Genomic DNA, 25,955 nt, shown 5'->3' on the forward strand with positions numbered 1-25,955 from the left:
CGGACCCGGTATCGGAGTTGGAAACCAATGTGGACCAGGTGATCAAGGCACTCACGGTGCACTCACTGTAGGAGCGAGCTTGCTCGCGAAAAACTTGAGGGCGTTGCGGGGAGCCCGGCCTCCAGCGTCATCGTTGACATCTTTCGCGAGCAAGCTCGCTCCTACAGGAAGCCCCCCGATCACACCACATCGACGCCGACATGAATGGCATCATGCCGCCAGAACTCCAGGTCGCAGTCGATCAAGCGCTGGTGCTGGTCATAATTGACCCGGGCGATCCGCAAGCCCGGGCTGCCCACCGACACGCGCAATGCCGCCGCCGCTTCCACCGGCAATGAGGTCGGCACGATCTCGAAGCGCACCCGCCCGTAGTGTAAGTCGTACTTGCGCGCATACAACTCGGTCATCGACTGATTCAGGTCGCACTCAAGAATCCCCGGAAAATACTGCGGGTTCAGGTAGTGCTCCACATACAACACCAGCCGCCCGTCAATCCGCCGACCCCGGCAGATCTGGATCACGCTGGACAACGCCGGCAACTGCAACCACGCACACACTGCGGCCGAGGCCGGCTGCAGCCGCGCACTGATCACTTCGGTAGATGCCACCCGCCCCTGGTCGTTGACCATGGCGTGAAAGTGGCTGCGCTGCATCAGGTTGTAGGCCAGCCGAGGCGGCGAGACAAACCAGCCACGACGCTCCTCGCGATAAATCTGCCCTTGGGCCTCCAGTTGTAACAAGGCTTCCCGCACCGTAATTCGAGTGGTACCAAACAACTCGCTGAGCTTGCGCTCGGCGGGCAGCTTGCTTGCAGGCGGCAACAGGCCGTGGTCGATCTGCTCTTGCAGCGCCAGGCCGATGGATGTCACCGCCTTGATTGCCTCATCACGCATCAACGTTACCTATCTGGACTAGACCAGCACTGTTCAGGTGCACAAACCGCTGTGTAAATAGGCTTGCGCGACTGCTTGCCAGCCTAGGCACTCCTGATGACCGACAGATGACAGCCCGTGTCGAGTCCCTGCACCACTCCCTGCAATACACCGGCCAAGTCCAGTCTCTACGGGCACTTGGGCATGGTCTACGCTAAGTCTGCGCTGAGCGACATCGAGGCGTTAAAAACGACATCGACATGAAACTGTCATCCATCGCGTCTAGATTGGCTCAGGTATTGCTCTGACCTAGACCAACAACACCGCAGAAAAAACCGCCGCGTTGAAAACGCCCAAAGGAGCTTCGGATGAAACAGCTTTTCCTGGCATCACTGTTAGGCTCGACCATTGCCATGTGCACCGCCGCCATGGCCGCTGATACCGATTTGAAAACTCTGGAAGCCGCCGCGAAAGCGGAAGGCGCCGTCAACAGCGTCGGCATGCCCGATGACTGGGCCAACTGGAAAGGCACCTGGGAAGACCTGGCCAAGACCTACGGCCTCAAGCACATGGACACCGACATGAGCTCGGCCCAGGAAATCGCCAAGTTCAAAGCCGAAAAAGACAACGCCAGCGCAGACATCGGCGACGTCGGTGCCGCCTTCGGCCCGATCGCGGTGAAGCAGGAAGTCACCCAGCCGTATAAACCGTCGACCTGGGCTTCGGTGCCGGATTGGGCAAAAGACAAGGACGGTCACTGGGCCCTGGCCTACACCGGCACCATCGCGTTTATCGTCAACAAGAAGCTGCTGCACGGTTCCGAAGTCCCTACCAGTTGGGCTGACCTGCAAACCGGCAAATACAAAGTTTCGGTGGGTGACGTGAGCACTGCGGCCCAGGCCTCCAACGCCGTACTCGCCGCTGCCATCGCCAATAAAGGCGATGAAAAGAACATCGCCCCCGGCCTGCAATTCTTCACCAAGATCGCCCAGCAAGGTCGTCTCGGCCTGTCCAACCCGACCATCGCCACCATGGAAAAAGGCGAAGTCGAAGTGGGGATCGTCTGGGACTTCAACGGCCTGAGCTACAAAGCCAAGATGGCCAACCCGGATGACTACGTGGTGCTGATCCCATCGGATGGCTCGGTGAAATCCGGCTACACCACCATCATCAACAAATACGCCAAGCACCCGAACGCCGCCAAGCTGACCCGCGAATACATCTTCAGCGACGCCGGCCAACTCAACCTGGCGCGTGGCAATGCACGTCCGATCCGCGCTGAAACCGACCTGAAACTGCCGGCTGATATCGCCAAGAACCTGATCCCGGGCGAGCAGTATACCAAGGCCAACCCGCAGCCGATCAAGGATGCCGATGCCTGGGAAGCGACTTCCAAGAAGCTGCCACAGTTGTGGAACGAGCAGGTCATCGTAGAGATGAAGTAAGGTTTATCCCACATTGGAGCTCCAGTGGAGATCCAATGTGGGAGGGGGCTTGCCCCCGATGACGGTGGATCAGCTAACAAATCCGTTGAATGACACACCGCTATCGGGGGCAAGCCCCCTCCCACATTTTTGACCCCGTTCCTCCAGAGGAATTGAGCCAAGTCAATCATTGCGGAGCGTCGCCCCCCATGAAGCACCCAGTCATCCTTGTCGTGCTCGACGGCCTGAACTTCGAGGTTGCCCGACACGCCATGGGGCACTTGCAGGCTTATGTTGGCGCAGGACGCGCCGCCCTCTACAAACTGGAATGTGAACTGCCCGCCCTGTCCCGCCCGCTGTATGAATGCATCCTCACCGGTGTGCCACCGATCCACAGCGGTATCGTGCACAACCAGGTCTCACGCCTGTCCAACCAGCGCAGCATTTTCCATTACGCCACCGACGCTGGTCTTACCACGGCGGCGGCGGCTTACCATTGGGTCAGCGAGTTGTATAACCGCACGCCCTTTCTCGCCGCCCGGGATCGTCATACCGACGACAAGGCGCTGGCGATCCAGCACGGGCATTTCTACTGGAATGACCACTACCCGGATTCCCACCTGTTCGCCGACGCCGAAAGCCTGCGGCTCAAGCACGCGCCGGACTTTATGGTGGTGCACCCGATGAACATCGACGACGCCGGCCACAAGCACGGCCTCGACACGCCGCAGTACCGCAACAGTGCACGCTCGGCCGACATCATCCTGGCCGACTACCTGCAAACCTGGCTCGATGCCGGTTACCAGGTGCTCGTAACCGCCGACCACGGCATGAACAACGACCGCTCCCACAACGGCCTGCTGCCGGAAGAACGCGAAGTGCCGCTGTTCGTCCTCGGCGATGCCTTCAGCCTGGACGCCAAAGCCGCACCGAAACAAACCGAGCTGTGCGGCACGGTCTGCGAACTGCTGGGCGTGCCCCACGACAAACCTGTATGCCGGGAGCTGTTGAAGTGAATGCCATGACTCGCGGCAAATGGCTGGCCTTGCTATGCCTGGTGCCCTTCGCGCTGTTCTTTATCGTGTTCGAGATCGCCCCGCTGGTCTGGGTGCTGATCAATAGCCTGCAAACCGAAGAAAGCGGATGGGGGCTGGACAACTTCACGCGTATCTTCAGTTCGAAGTTCTACCTGCAAGCCATCCAGTTCAGCCTGGAGATCAGTTTTTACTCCAGCATCTTCGGCATCATCATCGCTACGCTGGGCAGCTACTCGCTGCGCCGGGTGGATTCGCCGCTGCGCAACTTCGTCACCGCCTTCGCCAACATGACCAGCAACTTTGCCGGCGTGCCCCTGGCCTTCGCGTTCATCATCCTGCTGGGGTTCAACGGCAGCATCACCATCATGCTCAAGCAGGCCGGGATCATTCAGGACTTCAACCTGTATTCCAAGACCGGCTTGATCATTCTCTATACCTACTTCCAGATTCCCCTCGGCGTGCTGCTGCTCTACCCAGCCTTCGACGCACTGCGTGAAGACTGGCGTGAGTCAGCCGCCCTGCTCGGCGCCAATGGCTGGCAGTTCTGGCGGCATATCGGCCTGCCGGTACTCACGCCGGCGCTGCTCGGCACGTTCGTGATTCTGCTGGCCAACGCCCTGGGTGCCTACGCGACGGTCTACGCCTTGACCACCGGTAACTTCAACGTGCTGCCGATCCGCATCGCCGGCCTGGTCTCGGGGGATGTATCCCTCGACCCGAACATGGCCAGCGCCCTGGCCGTGGTGCTGGTGGCGCTGATGACCCTGGTCACCGTGGTCCATCAACTGCTGCTCAAGAGGAGCTACCATGTCTCGCGCTGAAGCCGGCCCGGCCTCCCTCTACCACCGCGTGGTGGTGTACCTGTTGTTCGCGATCCTGGTGCTGCCGCTGATCGGCACCTTTGTCTACTCCATTGCCAGCAGTTGGTCGGCGACCATCCTGCCCGCCGGTTTCACCGTGAAGTGGTACGTGCAACTGTGGAGCGACCCACGCTTCCTGATGGCCTTCGGGCAGTCATTGCTGGTGTGCGTGGGCGCGTTGATCCTGTCGGTGGTGTTAATCCTGCCGCTGCTGTTCGTGGTGCATTACCACTTTCCCAAGCTCGACGCCTTGATGAACATCCTGATCCTGCTGCCCTTCGCGGTGCCGCCGGTGGTGTCGTCGGTGGGCCTGCTGCAACTGTACGGCTCCGGGCCGTTTGCGATGGTGGGTACGCCGTGGATCCTGATCGGCTGCTACTTCACCGTGGCGCTGCCGTTCATGTACCGCGCGATCACCAACAACCTGCAAGCCATCAACCTGCGCGACCTGATGGACGCCTCGCAACTGCTCGGCGCCAGCACCTGGCAAGCCGCGATCTTCGTAGTGCTGCCCAACCTGCGCAAAGGTTTGATGGTGGCGCTGCTGCTGTCGTTCTCGTTCCTGTTCGGTGAATTCGTGTTCGCCAATATCCTCGTGGGTACCCGCTACGAGACCCTGCAGGTGTACCTGAACAACATGCGCAACAGCAGCGGCCACTTCACCAGTGCCGTCGTGATTTCCTATTTCTTCTTTGTGCTGGTGCTGACCTGGGCCGCCAATATCTTGAACAAGGACAAAAGCCAATGAGCTTCGTCAGCGTCCAACACCTGCAAAAAGGCTACGCCGGGACCCCGGTGTTCAGTGATATCAACTGCGAAGTCGCCAAGGGCGAGTTCGTCACCCTGCTCGGCCCCTCCGGCTGCGGCAAGTCCACCCTGCTGCGCTGCATCGCCGGCCTGACCTCGGTGGACAGCGGAAAAATCCTGCTGGACGGCCAGGACATCGTTCCGCTGAGCCCACAGAAACGCAACATCGGCATGGTGTTCCAGAGCTACGCGCTGTTCCCCAACATGACCGTGGAACAGAACGTCGCCTTCGGCCTGCGCATGCAAAAGGTCAACGCCGATGACAGCCACAAGCGCGTGCAGGAAGTGCTGCAACTGGTGGAACTCAAGGACCTGGCCAGCCGCTACCCGCACCAGATGTCCGGCGGCCAGTGCCAGCGTGTGGCCCTGGCCCGCTCACTGGTCACCCGCCCACGCCTGTTGCTGCTGGATGAGCCGCTGTCGGCGCTGGATGCACGGATTCGCAAGCACCTGCGCGAACAGATCCGCCAGATCCAGCGCGAACTGGGCCTGACCACGATCTTCGTGACCCACGACCAGGAAGAAGCCCTGACCATGTCGGACCGCATCTTCCTGATGAACCAGGGCAAGATCGTGCAAAGCGGCGATGCCGAGACCCTCTACACCGCACCGGTGGATGTATTCGCTGCCGGTTTCATCGGCAACTACAACCTGCTGGATGCCGACAAGGCCAGCCAACTGCTGCAACGCCCGATCAGCGGGCGCATCGCGATTCGCCCGGAGGCCATCGAACTGAGCCGCAGTGGCGAACTCGACGCGCTGGTGCGCAGCCACAGCCTGCTGGGCAACGTGATCCGCTACCGCATCGAAGCCCGTGGCGTGGAATTGGTGGTGGACGTGCTCAACCGCTCGGCGGACGATCTGCACCCGGACGGCCAGCGCCTGGCACTTTCCATCGACCCCAGTGCGCTGTGTGAAGTAGCCTGAGCAGCAGTAAATTTTGAGAGAGCGTGACGGATGGCATTGGTAATTTTTGATTTGGACGACACCCTGATCCATGGCGACTGCGCCACCCTCTGGAGTGAACAGATGGGTCGCCTGGGCTGGGTCGACCCGGAGTCGTTCATGCGCAGGAACAACGAGCTGATGGACGCCTACAGCCGGGGCGAGCTGGCCATGGAGGACTTCATGGACTTCAGCCTGGAACCGATGATCGGCCGCACCCCGGAGGAAATCGATCACCTGGTGGAACCGTGGGTCGAGGACGTGATTGAGCCGCTGATCTACAGCGACGCCACCAAGACCATCGCCCGCCATCGGGCGAATGGCGACCGGATCCTGGTGATTTCCGCCTCGGGTACTCACCTGGTGAAACCGATTGCGGCGCGTATCGGCATTGATGAGGTGCTGGGGATTGAACTGGAAGTGAGTCATGGCGTGTACAGCGGCCGTACCGTGGGTGTACTGACCTATCGCGAAGGCAAGATCACACGCTTGCTGGAATGGTTGGAGCAGGAAGGCGAGACGCTGGACGGTGCGTACTTCTATTCGGATTCGCGCAATGACTTGCCGTTGCTGTTGAAGGTCGATCACCCACAGGTGGTGAATCCGGATCCGGTATTGCGCGAGCATGCTAAACAGGCTGGCTGGCCTATACATAACTGGGTCTGATTCAACCGAGATTCAAATGTGGGAGGGGCGGTGCGACGATTCGACTTGCACCCTCCCACATCGACCCTATTCCAATCCGGGATCAGGTCAGGCTTTCGTCAATCACCAACACCAACTTCCCGGCAATCTGGTTAGTCGCCAGCTCCGCAAACGCCGCCTCGGCATCCTTGATCGGAAACGTCTTGGCCAATTGCGGGCTCAGACGCCCTTCGGCGAACAACGGCCATACATGCTGGCTCAGGTCGCTGAACAGGTCTGCCTTGAACTGATCGTTACGGCTGCGCAGGGTCGAGCCCAACAACTGAATACGCTTGCCCAGTACCTGGGCCAGGTCCAGTTGCGCCTCGCGGCCGCCCATCAAGCCAATCAGCACCCAGCGACCGTCCAGCGCCAGCAGCTTGAGGTCCAGCGCAGCATAATCGCCGCCGACCGGGTCGAGGATCACATCGAATGGCCCGAAATCCCGCAGGCCTTCGATACCGTCGGTACGTACTACGCCGCCCTGGGCGCCCAAATCTTCACAGTAGGCCAGGCGCTGCGCCGAGCCGACGCTGACCCAGCACGGGCTGCCAAAGGCCTTGCACAGCTGGATTGCCGCCGAGCCAACGCCACTGGCGCCGGCGTGCAGCAAGACCTTTTCACCGGGCTTGAGGCCCGCCAACTGGAACAGGTTGAGCCACGCCGTGCTGTACACCTCCGGCAACGCCGCCGCTTCGAGCAGCGACACACCTTCCGGTACCGGCAACACATGCCGTGCATCCACCACCACTTCTTCGGCCATGCCGCCGCCAGCCAGCAGCGCACAGACGCGATCGCCCACTTGCCAGGACGACGCGCCTGGGCCCACTTCGCTGATCACCCCGGAACACTCCAAGCCGAGCACAGCACTGGCGCCAGGCGGTGGAGGATAGAGCCCGGCACGCTGTAATAAATCGGCGCGATTTAGGCCCGCAGCCGCCACGCGAATGCGAACTTGGCCTACATCACATGTAGGACTTGGTTCGTCCAACCACTCCACATGACCTTCAACGCCTTGCAATGCTTTCACAGTGCCTCCATAGTGAGTCTGGACTGAGCCCGTAGCAGTAGCGCCGGGCTTTTTGCATTATGCGACCGGCCCCTATGGAACCGGCAACTTCAAAGACGGCCTAATATGCGTTATCAATTGCCCCCGCGTCGAATCAGCATGAAGCATCTGTTCCCCAGCACCGCCCTCGCTCTTTTCATTGGTATCGGCTTCGCGTCGATGTCGACCAATACGCTCGCAGCCAACAGCTGGGACAACCTTCAGCCGGACCGCGATGAGGTGATTGCCAGCCTTAACGTCGTCGAGTTGCTCAAGCGTCATCACTACAGCAAGCCGCCGCTGGACGACGCGCGCTCGGTGATCATCTACGACAGCTATCTCAAGCTGCTGGATCCGTCGCGCAGCTACTTCCTGGCCAGCGATATCGCTGAGTTCGACAAGTGGAAGACGCAGTTCGACGACTTCCTCAAGAGCGGCGACCTGCAGCCCGGCTTCACCATCTACAAGCGTTACCTGGACCGCGTCAAAGCGCGTCTGGACTTCGCCTTGGGTGAATTGGACAAAGGCGTCGACAAGCTCGACTTCACCCAGAAGGAAACCCTTCTGGTGGACCGCAAGGACGCGCCTTGGCTGACCAGCACCGCGGCCCTCGACGACCTGTGGCGCAAACGCGTCAAGGACGAAGTGCTGCGCCTGAAGATCGCCGGCAAAGAGCCCAAGGCTATCCAGGAGCTGTTGACCAAGCGCTATAAGAATCAGCTGGCACGTCTGGACCAGACCCGTGCCGAAGATATCTTCCAGGCCTACATCAACACCTTCGCGATGTCCTACGATCCGCACACCAATTATCTGTCGCCAGATAACGCGGAAAACTTCGATATCAACATGAGTCTGTCGTTGGAAGGCATCGGTGCCGTCCTTCAAAGCGACAATGACCAAGTGAAGATCGTGCGTCTGGTGCCGGCCGGTCCGGCAGACAAGACCAAACAGGTTGCGCCTGCCGACAAGATCATCGGTGTGGCCCAGGCCGACAAAGAGATGGTCGATGTAGTCGGCTGGCGCTTGGACGAAGTGGTCAAGCTGATCCGTGGGCCGAAAGGCAGCGTGGTGCGCCTGGAAGTGATTCCGCACACCAATGCACCGAACGACCAGACCAGCAAGATCGTGTCCATCACCCGTGAAGCGGTGAAGCTCGAAGACCAGGCTGTGCAGAAGAAAGTCCTCAACCTCAAGCAGGATGGCAAGGACTACAAGCTGGGCGTGATTGAAATCCCGGCCTTCTACCTGGACTTCAAGGCCTTCCGTGCCGGCGACCCGGACTACAAGTCCACCACCCGTGACGTGAAGAAAATCCTTACCGAGCTGCAGAAGGAAAAAGTCGACGGCGTGGTCATCGACCTGCGCAACAACGGCGGCGGTTCCCTGCAGGAAGCCACCGAGCTGACCAGCCTGTTTATCGACAAGGGTCCGACCGTGCTGGTACGCAATGCTGACGGCCGTGTCGACGTGCTCGAGGACGAGAACCCAGGTGCCTTCTACAAAGGCCCGATGGCGTTGCTGGTCAACCGCCTCTCAGCCTCGGCTTCGGAGATTTTCGCCGGCGCCATGCAGGACTACCACCGCGCGCTGATTATCGGCGGCCAGACCTTCGGCAAAGGCACCGTGCAGACCATCCAGCCACTGAACCATGGCGAGCTCAAACTGACGCTGGCCAAGTTCTACCGGGTTTCCGGGCAGAGCACCCAGCACCAGGGCGTACTGCCGGACATCGATTTCCCATCGGTTATCGACACCAAGGAAATCGGCGAAAGCGCCCTGCCGGAAGCCATGCCGTGGGACACCATCCGTCCTGCGATCAAGCCGGCCTCGGACCCGTTCAAGCCGTTCCTGGCGCAGTTGAAGGCTGACCACGATACCCGTTCCGCCAAGGATGCCGAGTTCGTATTCATCCGCGACAAGCTGGCCCTGGCCAAGAAGTTGATGGAAGAAAAAACCGTCAGCCTCAATGAAGTGGACCGTCGTGCGCAGCACAGCGACATCGAAAACAAGCAACTCGTACTGGAAAACATCCGCCGCAAGGCCAAGGGTGAAGATCCACTCAAGGAGCTGAAGAAAGAAGACGAAGATGCGCTGCCGACCGAGGCGGATAAAACCAAGCCGGAAGACGACGCTTACCTGGCCGAGACAGGCAGGATCCTGCTGGACTACCTGAAAATCACCAAACAGGTGGCCAAGCAGTAAATGATGGCGATTTAATGTGATCGCTCCTCGGAGTGTCATCATATAGACATCATTCTGTCGTGAAATGAAGGACCGTTGGCGTAACGCCTGCGGTCCTTTTTTTTCGATCGAGATCGCCATGACTATGACCGAACAGCTGAACGCATTGGGCTCTATCCTGGCTCAAGGCAGTTTGCACAGTCTGTTCCAACCGATCATCTGTCTGTCAGAACGGCGCATCCTCGGCTACGAAGCCCTCAGCCGCGGCCCCTCCAACAGCCCGCTGCACTCCCCCATCGCCCTGTTTTCCGTGGCCCGCCATGCCGGGCGCCTCAGTGAGCTGGAAATGGCCTGTCGCGAAAGCGCGTGCCGACGCTTCAGCGAGCAAAAGCTGCCGGGCAAGCTGTTCCTGAATGTCTCGCCGGAATCCTTGATGGAGACCGCGCATCAACCGGGCCGCACCCTGCAATTGCTGCGCGACTTCGGGATCCCGCCGAGCCAGGTGGTGATCGAACTCACCGAGCAGACCCCCACCGACGATTTCGACCTGCTGCAAACCGCCCTGCACCATTACCGCAACATGGGCTTTTCGATTGCCCTGGATGACTTGGGCGCCGGTTATTCCAGCCTGCGCCTGTGGTCGGAACTGCGCCCGGATTACGTGAAGATCGACCGGCACTTTATCGACGGTATTCATCAGGACGCACTCAAGCGCGAGTTTGTCGGTTCTATCCTGCAAATCGCCAGGGCCTCACGGGCCCAGGTGATTGCCGAGGGCATCGAATTGCCAGAAGAGCTGGCGGTATTGACCGAAATGGGCGTCGACCTGGTCCAGGGTTACCTGCTTTGCCGTCCACAGGAGCAACCGCCACAGGAAGCGCGCCAAATGCTGCCCAAGCCCGACCAGGCCAATGTGGCCCTCAGCGAAGAAGCCGGCGACCTCAGCGCCCTGCTCAACGAGCAACCGGCGGTCGATCAGGACACCGCCACCGCCCAAGTGCTGGAGGCGTTCCGTCGCCAGGCCAACCTCAACTCCCTGGCGGTGCTGGACGGGCGCGGCCACCCGGTGGGTATCGTGCACCGGCATTCTCTGTCGGATGCGCTGCTCAAGCCGTTTGCCACCGACCTGTTTGCGCGCAAGCCCATCAGCCGACTCATGAGTACGGATTTTCTGGCGGTGGAGTTGAGCCAGTCGCTGCAACAGGTCAGCCGCCTGCTGACCAGCCGCGCGCGGCAACGCATCGAAGAAGACTTCATCATCACGCTCAATGGCGACTACCTTGGCCTGGGCCGGGTGATCGATGTGCTCAAGTTGATCACCGAACTGAAAATCCAGCAGGCGCGCTATGCCAACCCGCTGACCCTGCTGCCCGGCAACGTGCCGATCCAGCAGTGCCTGACGCGCCTGCTGCAGCAACAGCGGGAGTCAGTGATCTGCTACGTGGATATCGACAGCTTCAAACCGTTCAACGACATCTACGGCTACGGACGTGGGGATGAAGTGTTGCTGTGCCTGGCGCAGTGCCTGAACGACCGGGTCGACCCCAGTCGCGACTTCGTCGGGCATATCGGTGGCGATGACTTTTTGCTGGTGTTGGGGCCACAGGATTGGCGCAAGCGGCTCAACCAGTTGCTGGACGATTTCCACACCCAGTGCCGGCGCTTCTACCGCGCCGAGCACCTCGACGCTGGCTGCTTTGTGGCACTGAACCGCCAGGGCGTACGCCAGGAGTTTGCGTTGCTGTCACTGTCGATTGGGGTGGTGCATTTGTATCCACAGGCCTGTGGACAACTCGATGCCAGCCAACTGGCGGAATTGGCCTCGCAGGCCAAGCACCATGCCAAGGACATGGCGGGCTACAGCATCCATGTGATCGACAGCATGGACATGTTGCCCCAGACGCTTTAAGCCTCGGCAGACTCCGGATACTCGTATTCGAACACCCGCACCACTTCCGAGGCATGCCAGGAGGCGGCGGCCACACCATCGGACGGCCCGCTGAAACGCCCCAGGCGCTCCACGCATTCAAAAAACCCGGTACGCGGCAGGCGACTGGCGCCCTGGCTGATCACCAGGGAGCTGCGCAACGGTTGCTCGGCCTTGGCGTCCAGCGCCGCCAGGTGCTCCAGGGCAGCGGCCAGGGTTTGCATCGCCGGCGTCGGAAATTGCAGGCGCTCCAGCAGCGCTCGGTAAGTCAGCAGATGGCGCTGGCGGCGCGCCTGGTCCAGTTCATTAAGTAACCCATCCCAGTGTTGACGACTGATACGTAGGCTCAAGATTCATCCCTCCAACCTGCAACGCCCAATTCCCAGGCCAGGCTGCGGCGGATCGCGGCATCCGGCTGGCGTTCACCACTTTCGATCAATCCTAGATACGAGGGGCTGATGCCCACGGTGCGGGCCAACGCCTCAATCGCCAGGCCCTTGGCTTCACGCAAGCCGCGCAGGTCTGCGAGCGGGCGCAAATCCTGGTCAGGCGCGGCTTGGGCAGTAGGAGAAGGCGTCGGTGAAGGCTGTTGCTGACCGGCGGCTTTTAGCAGCGCCTGGTACTGATCCCATGGCAACACCGCGTACTCGGGCTCGCCATTGCGTGAAATTATCTGAATATCCATGACCGCCCCGTAGGATAACTGCACTTACTTAGTAAGCTCTTTCCTTAGGAGTGTAATCCTAACAGCCACAAAGGTCGCAGGGGGATAGCCGCGTCATCAGTTTTTTTGCGGGTTTTCCTTGGACAGCAAGGCCGGGGTCGCAGGCAAACGCTCAACCACCGCGAGTTTTTCCGGGCGCTGCGCGTCACGCCAGGCGCGAAAGGCGCTCAGTTCGCCCTCCAGGGTCTTCATGACCCACGCCAGTACGGCGATGTCGTCCAGCATGCCGAACATCGGGATAAAGTCCGGGATCGCGTCAATCGGGCTAAGGAAGTACATCAGTCCCGCCACGACAGAGATCAGCGCCTTGGGGCTGATCGCCCGGTACTCGCCACGCCAGTAGGCCAGGCACAGGGATTGAAGCAACTTGAGATCATCCTTGAGCTTGCCCAGGCGGTTGCCCTGGCTGGAGCCCTTGGCAGCGACAGCGAACAGCAAGGTCGGCAACCGTCCACGGCCCAGCAAGCGTGCAGCCATGGGCAGGAAACGGGTGAAATTGAACGGTGGTTTCATCTGTCACTCCAGTTCCATCAAACAGAAAGGTTATCCACACAAATTGTGGATAACCTTGTGAACAGAGCCTGTTTTACCGGCTGAAAGCCACGGTTTACAAGGCTTTCAGTCAGATCGGGCGTTTTTTGCGCACATCAAAAAAACCCAAGATTTCATTGACTTGGCGCTTGCGTAAGGCTACCCGTCAGCGGGTCTTATATCAGACTGTGACAAGCTGCCGACGTTCGCTTGGATGTACACAGGCGCGACGGTGGGACCTGCCGCCACCCACCATTGGATCCGCGCAAGTCGCAGAAACAACAACGCCCCGTCTAGACGGGGCGTTGTGTGCTCAAGCGCCGATTACTTCTTGGCGGCAGGTGCGTCAGGGGCTTCAGCCTTGGCTGGGTCCTTGATGGCCAGCAGTTCCAGGTCGAATACCAGCACGGAGTTGGCTGGGATTGCCGGGCTCGGGCTCTGTGCGCCGTAGGCCAGGTCGGACGGGATGTAAAGCTCGACCTTCTCGCCAACGTGCATCAGTTGCAGGCCTTCGACCCAACCTGGAATCACGCCGCTGACCGGCAGGTCAATCGGGCTGCCGCGATCCACGGAGCTGTCAAAGGTGGTGCCGTTGGTGAGCTTGCCGGTGTAGTGAACAGTCACCACGTCAGTCGGCTTAGGCTGTGGGCCGTCGGCTTTCTTGGTGATCTTGTACTGCAGACCGGAAGCGGTGGTGACTACGCCGTCTTTCTTGGCGTTGTCTTCGAGGAATTTCTTGCCGGCGGCTGCCGACTCTTCGCTCATTTTGGTCATGCGTTCTTCAGCACGTTTTTGCAGTGCGGCAAACGCTTCAACCAGTTCGTCGTCTTTGAGCTTCTGCTCTTTCTTGCCGACGGCATCTTCGATGCCCTGGGCTACCGCTTTGGAGTCCAGGTCATCCATGCCTTCCTGAGCAAGGCTTTTGCCCATGTTCAGGCCGATGCCGTAGGAAGCTTTCTGCGCCGGGGTTTTCAGCTCTACGCTGGTCTGCGAATCACAACCCGCAAGTACCAGGCTAACCAGGGCCACCGCCGCCGCCAACCGATGCTGTTTCATGCTATTTCCTTGTTCATGCGCCAAAAGGGCATTCGAATAAAGTCGCGAGCTTATCAGGCGGCCACGACCAATGGCTACCGGCATCTGAGCAGGAAACTTCTGATAAGTTCACGTGTTTAAAAGCATTTTCATTCATTATGGGAGCCCGCGACGGATCGCGGGACCGCCTCTCATCAGGCTCATGGCCACTTGCCGCACCCGTGGCGTAGTGGCATAACAGCGTGACCCCTCGACAAGGCCGAGACAAGGATAGCCATCTTGCGCATTTTTTCCCGTGTTTTACTGCTGATACTCATCGCGCTGGGCCTGATCCTGGCCGTGGTGCTGTACTACACCGTCAACCCCAAGCTGCCCGACTACGTGCCCGTGGAGCAGGTGCACTACCAGGACCAATGGAGTGCCGCCGACCGCCAGACCTATTACTTCACGCCCCAGGGCACCCAAGTAAAAGGCCTGCACTACAACTGGTTCACCGCCCTGGAACTGCCGTTCTCCGAACAGCGCTTTGCGACCCCTGAGTACCTGGCGCGCTTCGGGTTCCTGGTCGATCCCAAACAGATGCCCACCGCACAAAACCCCGGCAACCTGCCCGTGGGCTTCGCCCGACATAAAAACGTCGGCAGCAACGTCGAGTACCTGGATATCACCTGCGCCGCCTGCCATACCGGCGAGTTGCACTTCAAGGGCCAGGCCCTGCGCATCGATGGCGGTTCGGCACAGCACGTGCTGCCTTCCAGCGTACCGACCCTACGCGGTGGCAGCTTCGGCCAGGCCCTGGTCGCCAGCCTTGCCGCGACCTATTACAACCCGTGGAAATTCGAGCGATTCGCCCGCCAGGTGCTGGGCGACCGTTACGACGCCGAGCACAGCCAGTTGCGCGAGGACTTCAAACAGTCGCTGAACCAGTTCCTCAAGGTCGCCTGGAACGACACCCACCGCGGCCTCTACCCCACCGAAGAAGGCCCGGGCCGCACCGACGCCTTTGGCCGAATCGCCAATGCCAGCTTTGGCGATGCTATTTCGCCGGACAACTACCGCGTCGCCAATGCGCCGGTGGACTACCCGCAGTTGTGGGACATCTGGACCTTCGACTGGGTGCAATGGAACGGCTCGGCCCAGCAACCCATGGCGCGCAATATTGGTGAAGCCCTCGGTGTAGGCGCAACGCTGAGCTTTTTCGACGCCGCCGGCCAACCGCTTCAGGGCGATGCGCGCTACCCGTCGAGCGTCAGGGTGCGTGACCTCAACCTGATCGAAGAAACCCTGCAACGCCTCAAACCGCCGACCTGGCCCGAGGACTTGTTCGGCACCCTCGACAAGCCCCTCGCCGCCCAAGGCCGTGCGCTGTTTGCCGAGAACTGCGCTGGCTGCCATGTGCCCACCGTCACCCAGGAAAATGGCCGCCCTGTGCAGCAGTTGAAAATGCTGCCGGTGGAATACATCGGCACCGATCCCGGCACCGCCAGCAATATTGCCGACCAGCGTTATGACCTCAGCGCCCTGCAGTGGGACCCGGCGGAGCTGGCCAAGCTCAATGTCGAACTGCACCCCACCCCCACCGAGCCGCTGGACCTGAAAAAAATGTCCGTGGCCAAGGGCCTGGCCTACGTCACTGCTTTCGTCGAAGACCACGCCTACCGCGCCGCCGGCGTGACCCCGGCCGAGCGCCCGCGCCTGGATGGCTACGGCCTGCCCATTGGCGTGCGCGAGTTGCGCGCCTACAAGGCCCGCCCGCTGGCCGGCGTGTGGGCCACCCCGCCGTTCCTGCACAACGGCTCGGTGCCGACGATCTACCAGTTGCTGTCGCCCCAGGACGAGCGCAGCACCACTTTCTATAAAGGCACCTTCAACTACGATCCGCGTCACCTGGGCTTTGAGACCGCAGCGTTCAAGAATGCCTTCCTGTTCGATACCAAACTCACCGGCAACCACAACAGCGGCCACGAATTCCGTGCCGGCAAGCTGGGCAATGGCGTCATCGGCCGTAGCTTGCAGCCGCAGGAACGCTGGGCACTGCTGGAATACCTCAAAGTGCTGGGCGGCCCGCTGGAGCAACAACTGCCATGATGATCCGATCTCGATACGACCAACCTTCCCTGCTCGCCCGCCTGTGGCTGCGCATCGGCGCGTTTCTCGGCAAGACCCTGTTGTGGCTGGTGGGCCTGGGCCTGCTTGGCTGGCTGGCGGGCACGGCGTGGTTTGCCTGGCAGCACAGCGGCGCGGTGTCGCCCAATGAGCAGATCCCCGCAGGTGAAGCGGCCATGACCCAAGGCATCATCCAGACGGCAGTACGCATCGTTGACCAACATCGCGAAGGCACGCGCTACCTGCGCGATGCCCATGCCAAGGCCCATGGCTGCGTGAAGGCCGAAGTCAGCGTACTGGCGGATCTCGACCCGGCGTTGCGCCAGGGCGTGTTCGCCGAACCGGGCAAGACCTGGCAAGCCATGATGCGGTTGTCCAACGGCAACGCCTACCCGCAGTTCGACAGCATTCGCGATGCCCGGGGCATGGCGCTCAAGCTGTTGGACGTGCCGGGCAAACAACTGCTGGCCGACCAGCAGACCCGCACGGAACAGGACTTCGTGATGTTCAGCCACCCGAATTTCTTTGTCAGCGATGTGGCGGAGTACGCGCAGAACATCGGCGCCCAAGCGGATGGCAAGAAAGTCCTGGCGTTCTTTCCCAAGGCCGACCCGCGCAGCTGGCAGGTGCGTCATCTATTTATCGCCCTGGCAACCCTGGCACCAGCCCCGGCGAGCCCGACGCAAACGACGTATTTCTCGGTCTCGCCCTACAAGTTCGGCGCGGCGAATGCAAAGTTCCGCGTGGAGCCAGACCCGCAGAGCTGCCCGGAATACGTCCTGCCCAAACAGAACCAGGACCTGCCGAACTTCCTGCGCAGCGCCTTGAGCCAGCAGTTGTCCACCGACCGCGTACCGGCGTGTTTCGTGTTGCAGATCCAGCGGCAGAACCCGCAGAAATTCATGCCGATCGAAGACACCAGCATCGAGTGGAAAGAAAGCGATGCGCCCTACGAGAGCGTGGCCAAGGTGCGAATCCCGGCTCAGGACTTCGATACACCCGAACAGAACCTGGCGTGTGACAACCAGTCGTTCAACCCGTGGTTCGGCGTCGCCGAGCATCGCCCCATCGGCGGCATCAATCGCTTGCGCAAAGCGGTGTACGAAGCGGTCAGCGATTACCGTCACAGCCGCAACACCCCGTAAAGAGTGCGTAACAATGGGCCCGGCGTCGTAAGGATTGCGTCGGGTCTATTGAGGCGCTTTCGCCGTCACTCTACCGTGGACGCCTACTCCATCACGTAGGACGCCCATCGTGGAAAGCTCAACCCTAGGCATGATCGTACTGACCCTAATCGCCGTGTTCGGCACCGCCTCTTTTTGCTTCGAGCACTTGGCCACGCGCCAGCCACGCAAGAAAAAGGTCAGGTTGCCTCAGCGGTCCGTTTCAAGGCGTCCTGACGGGTCGACATTCATGCGTGAGTGAGGTACCAGCGCCAGTCCTGCTCTCCGACTTCAGCATTGAATTGACGGAACTCGCGCCACTTGATCGCCAGGAACACCTTCAGGAATTCAGCGCCCAGCGCCTCACGTGCCCAGGTTGAACGTTGCAGTGCGTGCAACGCTGTCAGCCAGTCGGTGGGTAGAAAATCGGTCGCCTGCTCATAGCCATTCCCCACAATCGCCGCGCCGGGATCGCTTTGATGAGTGATGCCGTGGTGAATACCCGCCAGTAACGCGGCAGCGGCGAGATAGGGGTTGGCATCAGCACCGCAAATGCGGTGTTCGATGTGCCGACTGATGGCAGGGCCGCCGGGCACGCGGAACGACACCGTACGGTTGTTGACGCCCCAACTTTTAGCCAGCGGCGCGTAACTACCGGTCTGGAAGCGTCGATATGAATTGGCATGGGGGCAAAATATCGCCAGCGAGTCAAACAAGGTCTCCATCATCCCGCCGATGGAGTGCCGTAACAATGGCGTACCCTGTGGGTCTTCGCTCGCATACAGGTTATTCCCGTGCTCGTCGGCCAGGCTGACGTGCAGGTGCAAACCGCTGCCGGCCTGATCGCTGAAAGGCTTGGCCATGAAGCACGCTTGCAGCCCATGTTTGTTGGCCACCCCCTTGACCAGGCGTTTGTAACGTACGCCTTCATCAATGGCCTGGAGTGCGTCGAAACGATGCTCCAGCGTCAACTCGACCTGGCCTGGCGCGTACTCGGATATCGCCGTACGTACCGGCAACCCCTGCAGCGCGCACGCCGCGTAGAGGTCATCAAGAAACGGTTGCAGCTGTTCCAGCTCGTATACGCCATAGACCTGTGGAGCAACAGGGCGTACGCCATTGGTCTGCAACGCCGGCTGCGGCCGACCGTTGACGTCGCGTTGTCGGTCCAGCAGGTAGAACTCCAACTCAACGGCCATGACCGGATGGAATCCATCGGCTTTCAGCCGCTCGATGGTGTTCACCAGTACGTGGCGCGGGTCCGCCGGTGCGGCGGGAATCCCTTGGGTCGGGTGCATGCTCACCTGCACTTGACCGGTGGGGTTGGTGCGCCAGGGTTGCAAGGTCAGGCTTCCCGCCAAGGGGTATGTCCAACAATCGGCGTCAGCCACATCCCAGACCAAGCCTGTGTCTTCTACGTCTTCACCCTGCACGGTCAAGGCGAGAATGGAACTTGGCAGTGGCCGACCATTTTCGTAGATCGCCAGCAGTTCGTCGCGATGCAACAGTTTGCCCCGTGGAACGCCATTCGCGTCGATAAGGAACAACTCGATGCTCCGCACTTCAGGGTGGGCGGCCAGATAATCTACGGCCTCTTTTTTATCCGCAAATTGCATGTCAAACCTCTTAGCGCTTATTCAAGCGACTGGCAGTATTTAAGAACAATGGCGTTTTCAGACGTGCAGTTATGAAGCGATAACCCGCGCGCCAGGTAGGGCAAGCAGGGTGGTCAGCGCGTTATCCAACTCTGCGATCAGCCGGTCGATATCCGCATCACTTGTTTGCGGACAGCACAGGGTCATGTTGTGAAAAGGCGTGATCAGGATTCCGCGGTTGATGAGATAAAGATGCAGCGCCATTTGAAGGCTGTCATGAAAAGCCGCCTCGGCTTGCGCGCCTGTTCTTGGCGAGGTAGCACAGAATTGAAACTCACAACGCGCGCCCAACTCTGTGACAGACCAGTTCAGTTGGTGCCGCTTGAACAACTCCCGAAATCCCTGGGCCAGCCTTGAGGCCAGGGGCAGCATGTGCTCGTACGCAGACGCTGTCATGACCTCTTCGAGACTGACGCGCATGCAACGCATCGCCAGGGCATTGGCGGACAGCGTCGTGCCCATGCCACTGTGGCCATGCCCGCCGCTCTCCTCGCTGATGGTCTTCTGGACGTCGCGCATGGCCGAGGCGACTGACTCGCTAACGCCAAACACCGCGCAAGGCACGCCACCTGCGATGGGTTTACCCACCACGAAAAAGTCGGGTTTCAAATCCCACTGGCGAGTGCATCCACCGAGGCCGGTGGAAATAGTGTGGGTCTCATCAATGACCAACAGGCTGCCATATTTAAGGGTCAGCTCTCGGCACTTTTGCATGAACCCCGGATCCGGCAGGACCATGCCAATGTTCGTCATCGCCGGCTCGCACATCAGCGCGCACACATCGCCCTGGGCTAACGCCGCCTCCAGTGCGGCGACATCGTTGAAGGGGATGGATCGACTGTATTGGCTCAAGTCGTAGGCTTGGCCCACAAGACCTGAACGGTGCACTGTTTTGCCGTCGCGGTAGCGCACCATCACGTCATCCACGGTGCCGTGGTAGCAGCCATCGAACACCAGCAAGACGTTGCGCCGGGTGATAGCGCGCGCCCAGCGCAGCACATACCGGTTGGCGTCAGTCGCATTGGCGGTCACTTGCCAGTAAGGCAGCTCGAATCGCTGAGCCAGCAACTCGCCGCAGACCACCGCGTCTTCGCCCGGCAGCATCGTGGTCAAGCCATTATTCGCCTGCTCGGTGATGGCGCGGACAATAGGATCAGGTGAATGGCCAAACATCGTGCCGGTGTCGCCAAGGCAAAAGTCTATGTATTCATGCCCGTCAACGTCGGTGAAGCGCGCCCCTTTTGCACGCTGGACGAAGAGCGGCGAAGGCATCGACCAGTCGCTCATCCAGTGCATGGGCACACCGTTGAACAGATTCGCCTTGGCGCGCTCGGCCAGCGCCAGTGAAGTTGGGTTGTTTTCTATAAACCGGGCACGCTCGGAGGCGGTAAAAGCAGCAATCGCTGATTCACTAATTCCACTTTTCGACATGATCAATACCCTATGTTAATTATCAAATTAATTAAAAGTCCGTTGCTGAATGACAGCCGGATACGGCTCAAAGAACTCAACTGTTCTTTGATACATCGCGCTTTTATAAATCTCGGTTATAGCCCCCCGCCCAATATCGTGGATTGAGCGCGCTGGAGCGTATTCAAACTTAATACTCGCCGTGAGGGGCTTTGTTCTCGACCAGACAGTTCCCGCCATCCACCACGAGGACTTCCCCAGTGATGTAACTGGCGTCAGGCGATGCCAGAAATGCAACCGCCGCCGCCACTTCGCGGGGGCTGCCGGCGCGCCCAATCGGGGTGAAGCGCCCCGCCTCGGCTTCAACGGGCGTGGTTGAGCCCGTGGTGATCCAGCCGGGAGCCACGCTGTTGACGGTAATCCCCTGCTTGGCGACTTCCAGCGCCAGTCCCATGTTCATGCCCACCATCGCTGCCTTGGCGGCGCTATAAGCGGCTTCCCCCGGATTGCTCCCCCGGGTGCCCGTGGTGGAACTGATATTGACAATGCGCCCGTAACTTCTCGCCCTCATACCGGGCAAAACGGCCCGTGTCAGAAGAAAAGCGGTCGTTAAGTTTCTGGCCAGTGAAAGATTCCACTCATGCAGTTCCATCGTTGCCAATTCCGAGAAAACTTCCGGGCTTCCTTGCATGGCCATACCGGCATTGTTCACCAGAATATCGACCCGCCCCCAGACTGACGCGGCCCATAGGCCGAATTCACGCACCTGACTTTCATCGGTGAGATCAGTTGCCCGGCCCTCAACTTCAAACCCTTCTGCGAGTAGCTCTTTAACTCGATCCTCGATGCGGTTGCTGCTAGCGGTGATGATCAATCTCGCGCCCGCTGCACCCAGCCTGCGTGCGATCGCCATACCAATACCCGCTTCACTTCCGGCACCACTGATAAGTGCCACTTGCCCCCTCAAATCAGTATTTAACATGGTGTTCCCCACGTACTTAATTTGTAATAGAAGTGGAAATTAGGCTAATAAATCTGATAAATAAAGACGATCATCATCAGAAAATCTGACAACCACCATGGCGTTTACCAGTGAGTCACTGAAAGTTTTCCTTGCGGTTGTCGACAGCGGCTCCTTTTCTGCCGCCGCACGCAAATTGGGCCGGGTACCCTCGGCCATCAACATGGCGGTGTCGCAGCTTGAAGCAGAGCTGGATTTATTGCTTTTTGACCGATCAACCCGCAAAGCCATTCCTACGGCCGCCGCCAAAGCACTTGAGCCCCAGGCACGACAGGTCGCCAGCCAGTTAAACCTGCTGGACGCCCATGCGCTCCAGCTTCATCAAGGGTTGGAGGAGCGCCTGGTCCTGGCGATGGCGCCGGAGTTGCAAACAGGTGTATGGAATCGTCCGCTGTCCATTATCGCCAGCGAGTTCCCCACGCTTGAAATCGAGATTCGCTCCGCGTCCCATCCGGAGGCGATGCGCATGCTCCATGAGGGACGTGTGCAATTGGCACTTGGATTTGAACGACCAGGGCTCGACGAGCGGGAGACGTTTCTTGAGGCGGGAAGCCAGTTGCTGGTGGCCGTTGCCTCTCCTGATCATCCTGCGGCCGCCGGCAAGAAACGCCCTTTAAGTGAAGAGCAACTGGTCAACGTTCGGCAGATCATCGTGGCTACTGGAGGACCTAGCGACTCTGATCCACGTGTTGTGCTGTCACGGCGCATTTGGCACAGCGACAATTACCTGGCAACGCTGGACCTGGTGCAGCAAGGATTGGGTTGGGCTTATCTTCCACAACCGCTGGTACAACCCTTGATCACTGCGGGTGCATTGACGGAGGTGGTGTTTGACTACATGCCAAGTCAGATGCGGTTATGGGTCGATATCATCTGGGTAAAGAACCGCCCTCTGGGGCTGGCAGCGAGTCGCTACCTGAGCCTGATGCGCAAGATTGCCGAGGGCGAGCCGCGTCGTGTTTGAGAAAAAATACTCGCCGTATGGATCATTGCGGCCATTGTTCAAGCAGTATCGAGACGAATTTTTCCGCCGCCGGCGAGAGCGATGCCCCGCGGCGGTAGACCAGCCCCAATGAGCGGTTCACCACGGGCTCGATCAACGGGACGCTGACCAAGGTGGGATGATCTTCCGCCGGCATGGCCAGGCTCGGCATCGCCGAAACCCCCAGCCCGGCCTCCACCAGCCCCAGCGAAGTAGAGAGGTGCTGGACTTCGTAGAACCATTGCGGCCGCCAACTCAAGCCAGACAACGCGTGATCGAGCAGCATCCGGTTCCCGCTCAGGCGCCCTACCCCGATAAGACGGTAATCGCTCAATTCTGACCAGGTGACCGAACTGCGTCCGGCCAATTCATGATCACGCCGGCACGCCAATACAAAAGGTTCGCTGACCAATGGAACGAACTCAATGTCCGGATGCTGCCCACTCATCATATTGATACCGAAGTCGGCTTCCCCGCGCAGTACCGCTTCAAGCCCCTCATTGGCACTTAAATCCAGCAGGCGGATGCGGATTTTGGGGTAGCGCTCGTTATACAGGCGAATGACTGACGGCAAGAAATAGAAAGCTGCAGTAGGGATACACGCCAGGGTTACCCGACCAATCTGGCGTTCGGCCAATTCGCGGATATTGAGAATCGACTCATCGAAGTCATCCAGCAACCGACGTGCCTTTGGAAGAAAGTCACGGCCGACGCTCGTGAGGCTGACCTTGCGCGTGGTGCGATCAAGCAATGAGGTGCCCAACCCCTCTTCCAGTTTTTTTATCCGACGACTGAGTGCAGGTTGAGACAGGTGCAAGGCATCAGCTGCTTCGTGAAAGCTCCCAAGTTCGGCGATTTTCACGAATGATCGAATGTCGTTCAGCTCATATTCCATGTCTTATCTCATCAGCAGGGGGCGTCAAAAGGAAATTCAGCGTAAATTTATCATTCGTAAAACGCAACAATGTCGTCAATTTTTGCATTTGAAACATTTTTTAAAGCTTGAGACTCTTGCTCCAAGAACATCAATTACATCAATTGATCAACAAGAGTCAGTATCATGCAAAGAATTCCCTGTGTGCTGATGCGCGGCGGCACCTCCAAAGGTCCGGTTTTTCTCGACTGGGACTTGCCCGCAGCCGTTGAGGCCCGTGACGAACTGCTACTCAACCTGATGGGCTCCGGTCATGAACTGGAGATCGACGGCATCGGCGGTGGCAGCCCGCAAACCAGCAAGGTTGCGATTGTCAGCCCTTCGCTGCACCCGGATGCGGACGTTGATTACTTGTTCGTTCAAGTGATGGTTTCACAACGCAGGGTCGACAGCGCCCCCAACTGCGGCAACATGCTGTGCGCGGTTGGCCCGTTCGCCATTGAACAAGGTCTGGTCAAAGCCACCCAAGAGCGCACCCGCGTACGTATTCGCAACGTAAACACCGGCACGTTCATCCATTCCGAGGTGTACACACCGGACGGCAAAGTCAGCTATGAGGGCGATACCGCCATTGATGGCGTGCCCGGTACCGCGGCGCCGGTGCAATTGACCTTCCTGGATGCAGCCGGCAGCAAGACTGGCAAACTCTTTCCCACCGGCAACACGCAAGACGTCATCGATGGCATTGCGGTGACCTGTATCGACATGGCGATGCCCATGGTGCTCGTCGAAGCCAGCCAACTGGGCAAGCGCGGCGATGAGAGCCCGGCGGAACTGGACGCCGATAAAGAATTCCTGCGACGCCTTGAGACACTGCGGCTTCAGGCCGGCCTGGCCATGGGCTTAGGCGATGTCAGCAACAAGGTGATTCCCAAACCGGTCCTGGTATCGCCTGCAAAGGCCGGCGGTACGATTCAGGTTCGCTATTTCATGCCGCACAGCTGCCACCGCGCGCTGGCCATCACGGGCTCGATTGGTTTAGCTACCGCGTGCGTGATAGAAGGCAGCATCGTCGCGCAGATGCTCGGCGGGATCAGTACGCCGCGCCTTGAAGCAGTGCGTATCGAACACCCGAGCGGCGGAATTGATGTCGTATTGTCCTACACCGGCGTCAACGGTGAGACAATTCAGGCGTCCGTCGTACGCACCGCGCGCAGGCTTTTTTCCGGTTACGTCTACGCCACTGACTCTCAGCGCCTCGCCGGATAATTCCGGCGGTCGTTGGCATTTTTGCATCCGCACAATTCTAAAAATGGGTGATGCCATGAAAGTTGTTAAATCGCTCTACTTCCAGATTCTCTGCGCCGTGGTGCTGGGCATCGTGGTCGGGCATTTCTGGGCCCAGCAGGCCATTGCACTCAAACCGCTGGGTGACGCGTTCATCAAACTTATCAAGATGATGATTGCGCCCGTGGTGTTCTGCACCATCGTCACCGGCATCGCCGGGATGAGCGACAAGCGCTCGCTCGGACGCCTGCTCGGCAAAACCATGCTGCTGTTCTTCGTCCTGACAGTGATCAGCCTGGTGATTGGCCTGGTCGCGGTGTACGTATTCCAGCCGGGCGCCGGCATGAACATTGATCCCAACCAACTGAGCACCAAAGGATTGGCCCAGTACACGGAGTCGGCCGCAAAGCTTGGGGTTGTGGAGTTTTTCATGCACATCATTCCCGAGACGTTTATCGGCGCCTTCAGTAAAGGTGAAGTGTTGCCGGTGCTGTTTATCGCGGTGTTGTCCGGCTTTGCCTTGTCGTCGCTGGGCGAGCGTGGCAAACCGGTACTCGACGTGCTCGAATCCGCCTCGCAAATGGTCTTCAAGATCTTTTCTTACCTGATGCGTTTCGCACCGGTCGGCGCTTTTGGGGCTTTGGCGTTCACTGTCGGCCAGTACGGCATCACCTCGCTGGGTTCGCTGGCGAAGTTGATCATGACCTTGTATATCGCCTGCGGCTTTTTCGTGTTCGTGGTACTGGGCAGCATTTGCCGCGCCAACGGCTTCAGCCTGTGGAAACTGCTGCGCTACTTTCGGGAAGAGTTCCTGGTGGTACTCGGCACCTCTTCCACGGAACCTGTGATGCCGCGCATGCTGGAGAAACTCGAAGCACTGGGTTGCAAAAAAGGCGTCGTAGGCCTGGTACTGCCCACCGGCTACTCGTTCAACCTGGACGGCACGGCCATCTACCTGTCGTTGGCGGCGATTTTCATTGCCCAGGCCTGCAACATCGACCTGAGCTTTACGCAAATCATCACCATGCTGGCGATCATGCTGCTGTCCTCCAAAGGTGCCGCCGGCGTTACTGGCAGCGGGTTCGTGGCGCTCGCCTCGACCCTGACGGTCATTCACGACATCCCATTGGCCGGCCTGGCATTGTTGATCGGTGTTGACCGCTTCATGTCTGAAGCCCGCGCCCTGACCAGCCTGGCCAGTAACGCGGTAGCGACGGTGGTGATTTCGATGTCTGAAAATGCCTGCCACCGCGAAACGCTGAACCGGATGCTCGACGCAAAATCTTCTGCGGCACCGGGAAACGCCTGGAAAGACTTGAAGGTCGCCAAACGCGTCTAGAGAAAACCGGATAACGCCTCCCCCCTGACTTGACTGCCCCCCC

23 protein-coding genes and 1 pseudogene are annotated in these 25,955 nt (G+C 59.5%); 13 read left to right on the forward strand and 11 right to left on the reverse strand.

Annotated features, from left to right (window positions below; all coding sequences use genetic code 11):
- Positions 1-63: 63 nt before the first annotated feature.
- Both J1G35_RS31105 and J1G35_RS28185 read right to left on the reverse strand, forming a co-directional pair.
- Positions 64-183 (reverse strand): annotated as a pseudogene (locus tag J1G35_RS31105) (outer membrane lipoprotein carrier protein LolA); the annotation flags it as partial.
- Positions 180-893 carry a UTRA domain-containing protein gene (locus J1G35_RS28185; protein WP_053128712.1) on the reverse strand — a complete coding sequence of 238 codons (714 nt, stop codon included), beginning with the start codon at positions 891-893 and terminating at the stop codon, positions 180-182. The gene J1G35_RS28185 and the pseudogene J1G35_RS31105, both read right to left, overlap by 4 nt.
- 347 nt (positions 894-1,240) lie before the next feature.
- On the opposite strand from J1G35_RS28185, the gene J1G35_RS28190 reads away from it, so the two are divergent.
- The 6 genes from J1G35_RS28190 (at position 1,241) to J1G35_RS28215 (ending at position 6,611) form a co-directional block, all read left to right on the forward strand.
- Complete coding sequence (locus J1G35_RS28190; RefSeq protein WP_053128710.1) at positions 1,241-2,317, forward strand: ABC transporter substrate-binding protein; 1,077 nt, start codon at positions 1,241-1,243, stop codon at positions 2,315-2,317.
- A gap of 188 nt (positions 2,318-2,505) precedes the next feature.
- Positions 2,506-3,312 carry an alkaline phosphatase family protein gene (locus J1G35_RS28195; RefSeq protein ID WP_223016621.1) on the forward strand — a complete coding sequence of 269 codons (807 nt, stop codon included), beginning with the start codon at positions 2,506-2,508 and terminating at the stop codon, positions 3,310-3,312.
- A 5-nt stretch (positions 3,313-3,317) separates the two neighbouring features.
- Positions 3,318-4,154, forward strand: a complete 837-nt coding sequence (locus J1G35_RS28200) for an ABC transporter permease subunit (RefSeq protein WP_223016631.1) — start codon at positions 3,318-3,320, stop codon at positions 4,152-4,154.
- Positions 4,141-4,941, forward strand: coding sequence for an ABC transporter permease (locus tag J1G35_RS28205; protein WP_053128704.1), 801 nt, complete (start codon positions 4,141-4,143; stop codon positions 4,939-4,941). Before J1G35_RS28200 ends, J1G35_RS28205 begins: the two co-directional genes overlap by 14 nt.
- A complete protein-coding gene (locus J1G35_RS28210) occupies positions 4,938-5,927 on the forward strand; it encodes an ABC transporter ATP-binding protein (RefSeq protein WP_053128702.1) in 990 nt (329 codons plus the stop codon). The genes J1G35_RS28205 and J1G35_RS28210 overlap by 4 nt, the downstream gene beginning before the upstream one ends.
- 30 nt (positions 5,928-5,957) lie before the next feature.
- Positions 5,958-6,611 (forward strand): HAD family hydrolase, encoded by a 654-nt coding sequence (locus tag J1G35_RS28215; RefSeq protein WP_223016622.1) that lies wholly within the window; start codon positions 5,958-5,960, stop codon positions 6,609-6,611.
- A gap of 82 nt (positions 6,612-6,693) precedes the next feature.
- Here the strand turns inward: J1G35_RS28215 and J1G35_RS28220 are convergent, their stop codons facing one another.
- Positions 6,694-7,659 carry a zinc-binding dehydrogenase gene (locus J1G35_RS28220; RefSeq protein ID WP_223016623.1) on the reverse strand — a complete coding sequence of 322 codons (966 nt, stop codon included), beginning with the start codon at positions 7,657-7,659 and terminating at the stop codon, positions 6,694-6,696.
- 138 nt (positions 7,660-7,797) lie between these two features.
- On the opposite strand from J1G35_RS28220, the gene J1G35_RS28225 reads away from it, so the two are divergent.
- Positions 7,798-9,879, forward strand: coding sequence for a carboxy terminal-processing peptidase (locus J1G35_RS28225; protein ID WP_172681443.1), 2,082 nt, complete (start codon positions 7,798-7,800; stop codon positions 9,877-9,879).
- A gap of 118 nt (positions 9,880-9,997) precedes the next feature.
- Positions 9,998-11,767: a bifunctional diguanylate cyclase/phosphodiesterase gene (locus J1G35_RS28230; RefSeq protein WP_262417448.1), complete on the forward strand. Its 1,770-nt coding sequence runs from the start codon at positions 9,998-10,000 to the stop codon at positions 11,765-11,767.
- Here the strand turns inward: J1G35_RS28230 and J1G35_RS28235 are convergent.
- The 4 genes from J1G35_RS28235 to J1G35_RS28250 form a co-directional block, all read right to left on the reverse strand.
- A complete protein-coding gene (locus tag J1G35_RS28235; RefSeq protein ID WP_005786715.1) occupies positions 11,764-12,135 on the reverse strand; it encodes a hypothetical protein in 372 nt (123 codons plus the stop codon). The two genes, J1G35_RS28230 and J1G35_RS28235, sit on opposite strands and share 4 nt — an antisense overlap.
- Positions 12,132-12,470, reverse strand: a complete 339-nt coding sequence (locus tag J1G35_RS28240; RefSeq protein WP_053128694.1) for a helix-turn-helix transcriptional regulator — start codon at positions 12,468-12,470, stop codon at positions 12,132-12,134. The genes J1G35_RS28235 and J1G35_RS28240 overlap by 4 nt, the downstream gene beginning before the upstream one ends.
- Before the next feature lie 96 nt (positions 12,471-12,566).
- The gene (locus tag J1G35_RS28245; protein WP_053128692.1) at positions 12,567-13,022 is read right to left on the reverse strand and encodes a YkvA family protein; all 456 of its coding nucleotides are present in this window, start codon (positions 13,020-13,022) and stop codon (positions 12,567-12,569) included.
- 342 nt (positions 13,023-13,364) lie between these two features.
- On the reverse strand, positions 13,365-14,096 hold the full coding sequence (locus tag J1G35_RS28250) for an FKBP-type peptidyl-prolyl cis-trans isomerase (RefSeq protein WP_053128690.1): 732 nt from the start codon (positions 14,094-14,096) through the stop codon (positions 13,365-13,367).
- Positions 14,097-14,354: 258 nt separating this feature from the next.
- On the opposite strand from J1G35_RS28250, the gene J1G35_RS28255 reads away from it, so the two are divergent.
- Together J1G35_RS28255 and J1G35_RS28260 are read left to right on the forward strand one after the other, a co-directional pair.
- A complete protein-coding gene (locus tag J1G35_RS28255) occupies positions 14,355-16,163 on the forward strand; it encodes a di-heme-cytochrome C peroxidase (RefSeq protein ID WP_223016625.1) in 1,809 nt (602 codons plus the stop codon).
- The gene (locus J1G35_RS28260; protein ID WP_223016626.1) at positions 16,160-17,326 is read left to right on the forward strand and encodes a catalase family protein; all 1,167 of its coding nucleotides are present in this window, start codon (positions 16,160-16,162) and stop codon (positions 17,324-17,326) included. The genes J1G35_RS28255 and J1G35_RS28260 overlap by 4 nt, the downstream gene beginning before the upstream one ends.
- 266 nt (positions 17,327-17,592) lie before the next feature.
- On the opposite strand, the gene J1G35_RS28265 is transcribed toward J1G35_RS28260, so the two are convergent.
- The 3 genes from J1G35_RS28265 to J1G35_RS28275 all read right to left on the reverse strand — a co-directional run bounded on the left by J1G35_RS28265 (position 17,593) and on the right by J1G35_RS28275 (position 21,391).
- Positions 17,593-18,960 (reverse strand): glutamine synthetase family protein, encoded by a 1,368-nt coding sequence (locus J1G35_RS28265; protein ID WP_223016627.1) that lies wholly within the window; start codon positions 18,958-18,960, stop codon positions 17,593-17,595.
- Positions 18,961-19,029: 69 nt separating this feature from the next.
- Positions 19,030-20,430, reverse strand: a complete 1,401-nt coding sequence (locus J1G35_RS28270) for an aspartate aminotransferase family protein (protein WP_223016628.1) — start codon at positions 20,428-20,430, stop codon at positions 19,030-19,032.
- A gap of 169 nt (positions 20,431-20,599) precedes the next feature.
- A complete protein-coding gene (locus J1G35_RS28275) occupies positions 20,600-21,391 on the reverse strand; it encodes an SDR family NAD(P)-dependent oxidoreductase (RefSeq protein ID WP_223016629.1) in 792 nt (263 codons plus the stop codon).
- Positions 21,392-21,488: 97 nt separating this feature from the next.
- Between J1G35_RS28275 and J1G35_RS28280 the strand changes: the two genes are divergently transcribed.
- On the forward strand, positions 21,489-22,394 hold the full coding sequence (locus J1G35_RS28280; RefSeq protein WP_223016630.1) for a LysR family transcriptional regulator: 906 nt from the start codon (positions 21,489-21,491) through the stop codon (positions 22,392-22,394).
- A 22-nt stretch (positions 22,395-22,416) separates the two neighbouring features.
- Here J1G35_RS28280 and J1G35_RS28285 read toward each other — a convergent pair whose 3' ends face one another.
- A complete protein-coding gene (locus tag J1G35_RS28285; RefSeq protein ID WP_027605835.1) occupies positions 22,417-23,307 on the reverse strand; it encodes a LysR family transcriptional regulator in 891 nt (296 codons plus the stop codon).
- A 165-nt stretch (positions 23,308-23,472) separates the two neighbouring features.
- Here J1G35_RS28285 and J1G35_RS28290 point away from each other — a divergent pair, with 165 nt between their 5' ends.
- Together J1G35_RS28290 and J1G35_RS28295 are read left to right on the forward strand one after the other, a co-directional pair.
- Positions 23,473-24,555 carry a 4-oxalomesaconate tautomerase gene (locus tag J1G35_RS28290; RefSeq protein WP_053128679.1) on the forward strand — a complete coding sequence of 361 codons (1,083 nt, stop codon included), beginning with the start codon at positions 23,473-23,475 and terminating at the stop codon, positions 24,553-24,555.
- Between the two features lie 43 nt (positions 24,556-24,598).
- Positions 24,599-25,912 (forward strand): dicarboxylate/amino acid:cation symporter, encoded by a 1,314-nt coding sequence (locus J1G35_RS28295; protein ID WP_053128678.1) that lies wholly within the window; start codon positions 24,599-24,601, stop codon positions 25,910-25,912.
- The last annotated feature ends 43 nt before the right edge of the window (positions 25,913-25,955 follow it).

The organism is Pseudomonas sp. SH10-3B (genome assembly GCF_019891415.1).
Taxonomy (GTDB): Bacteria; Pseudomonadota; Gammaproteobacteria; order Pseudomonadales; family Pseudomonadaceae; genus Aquipseudomonas.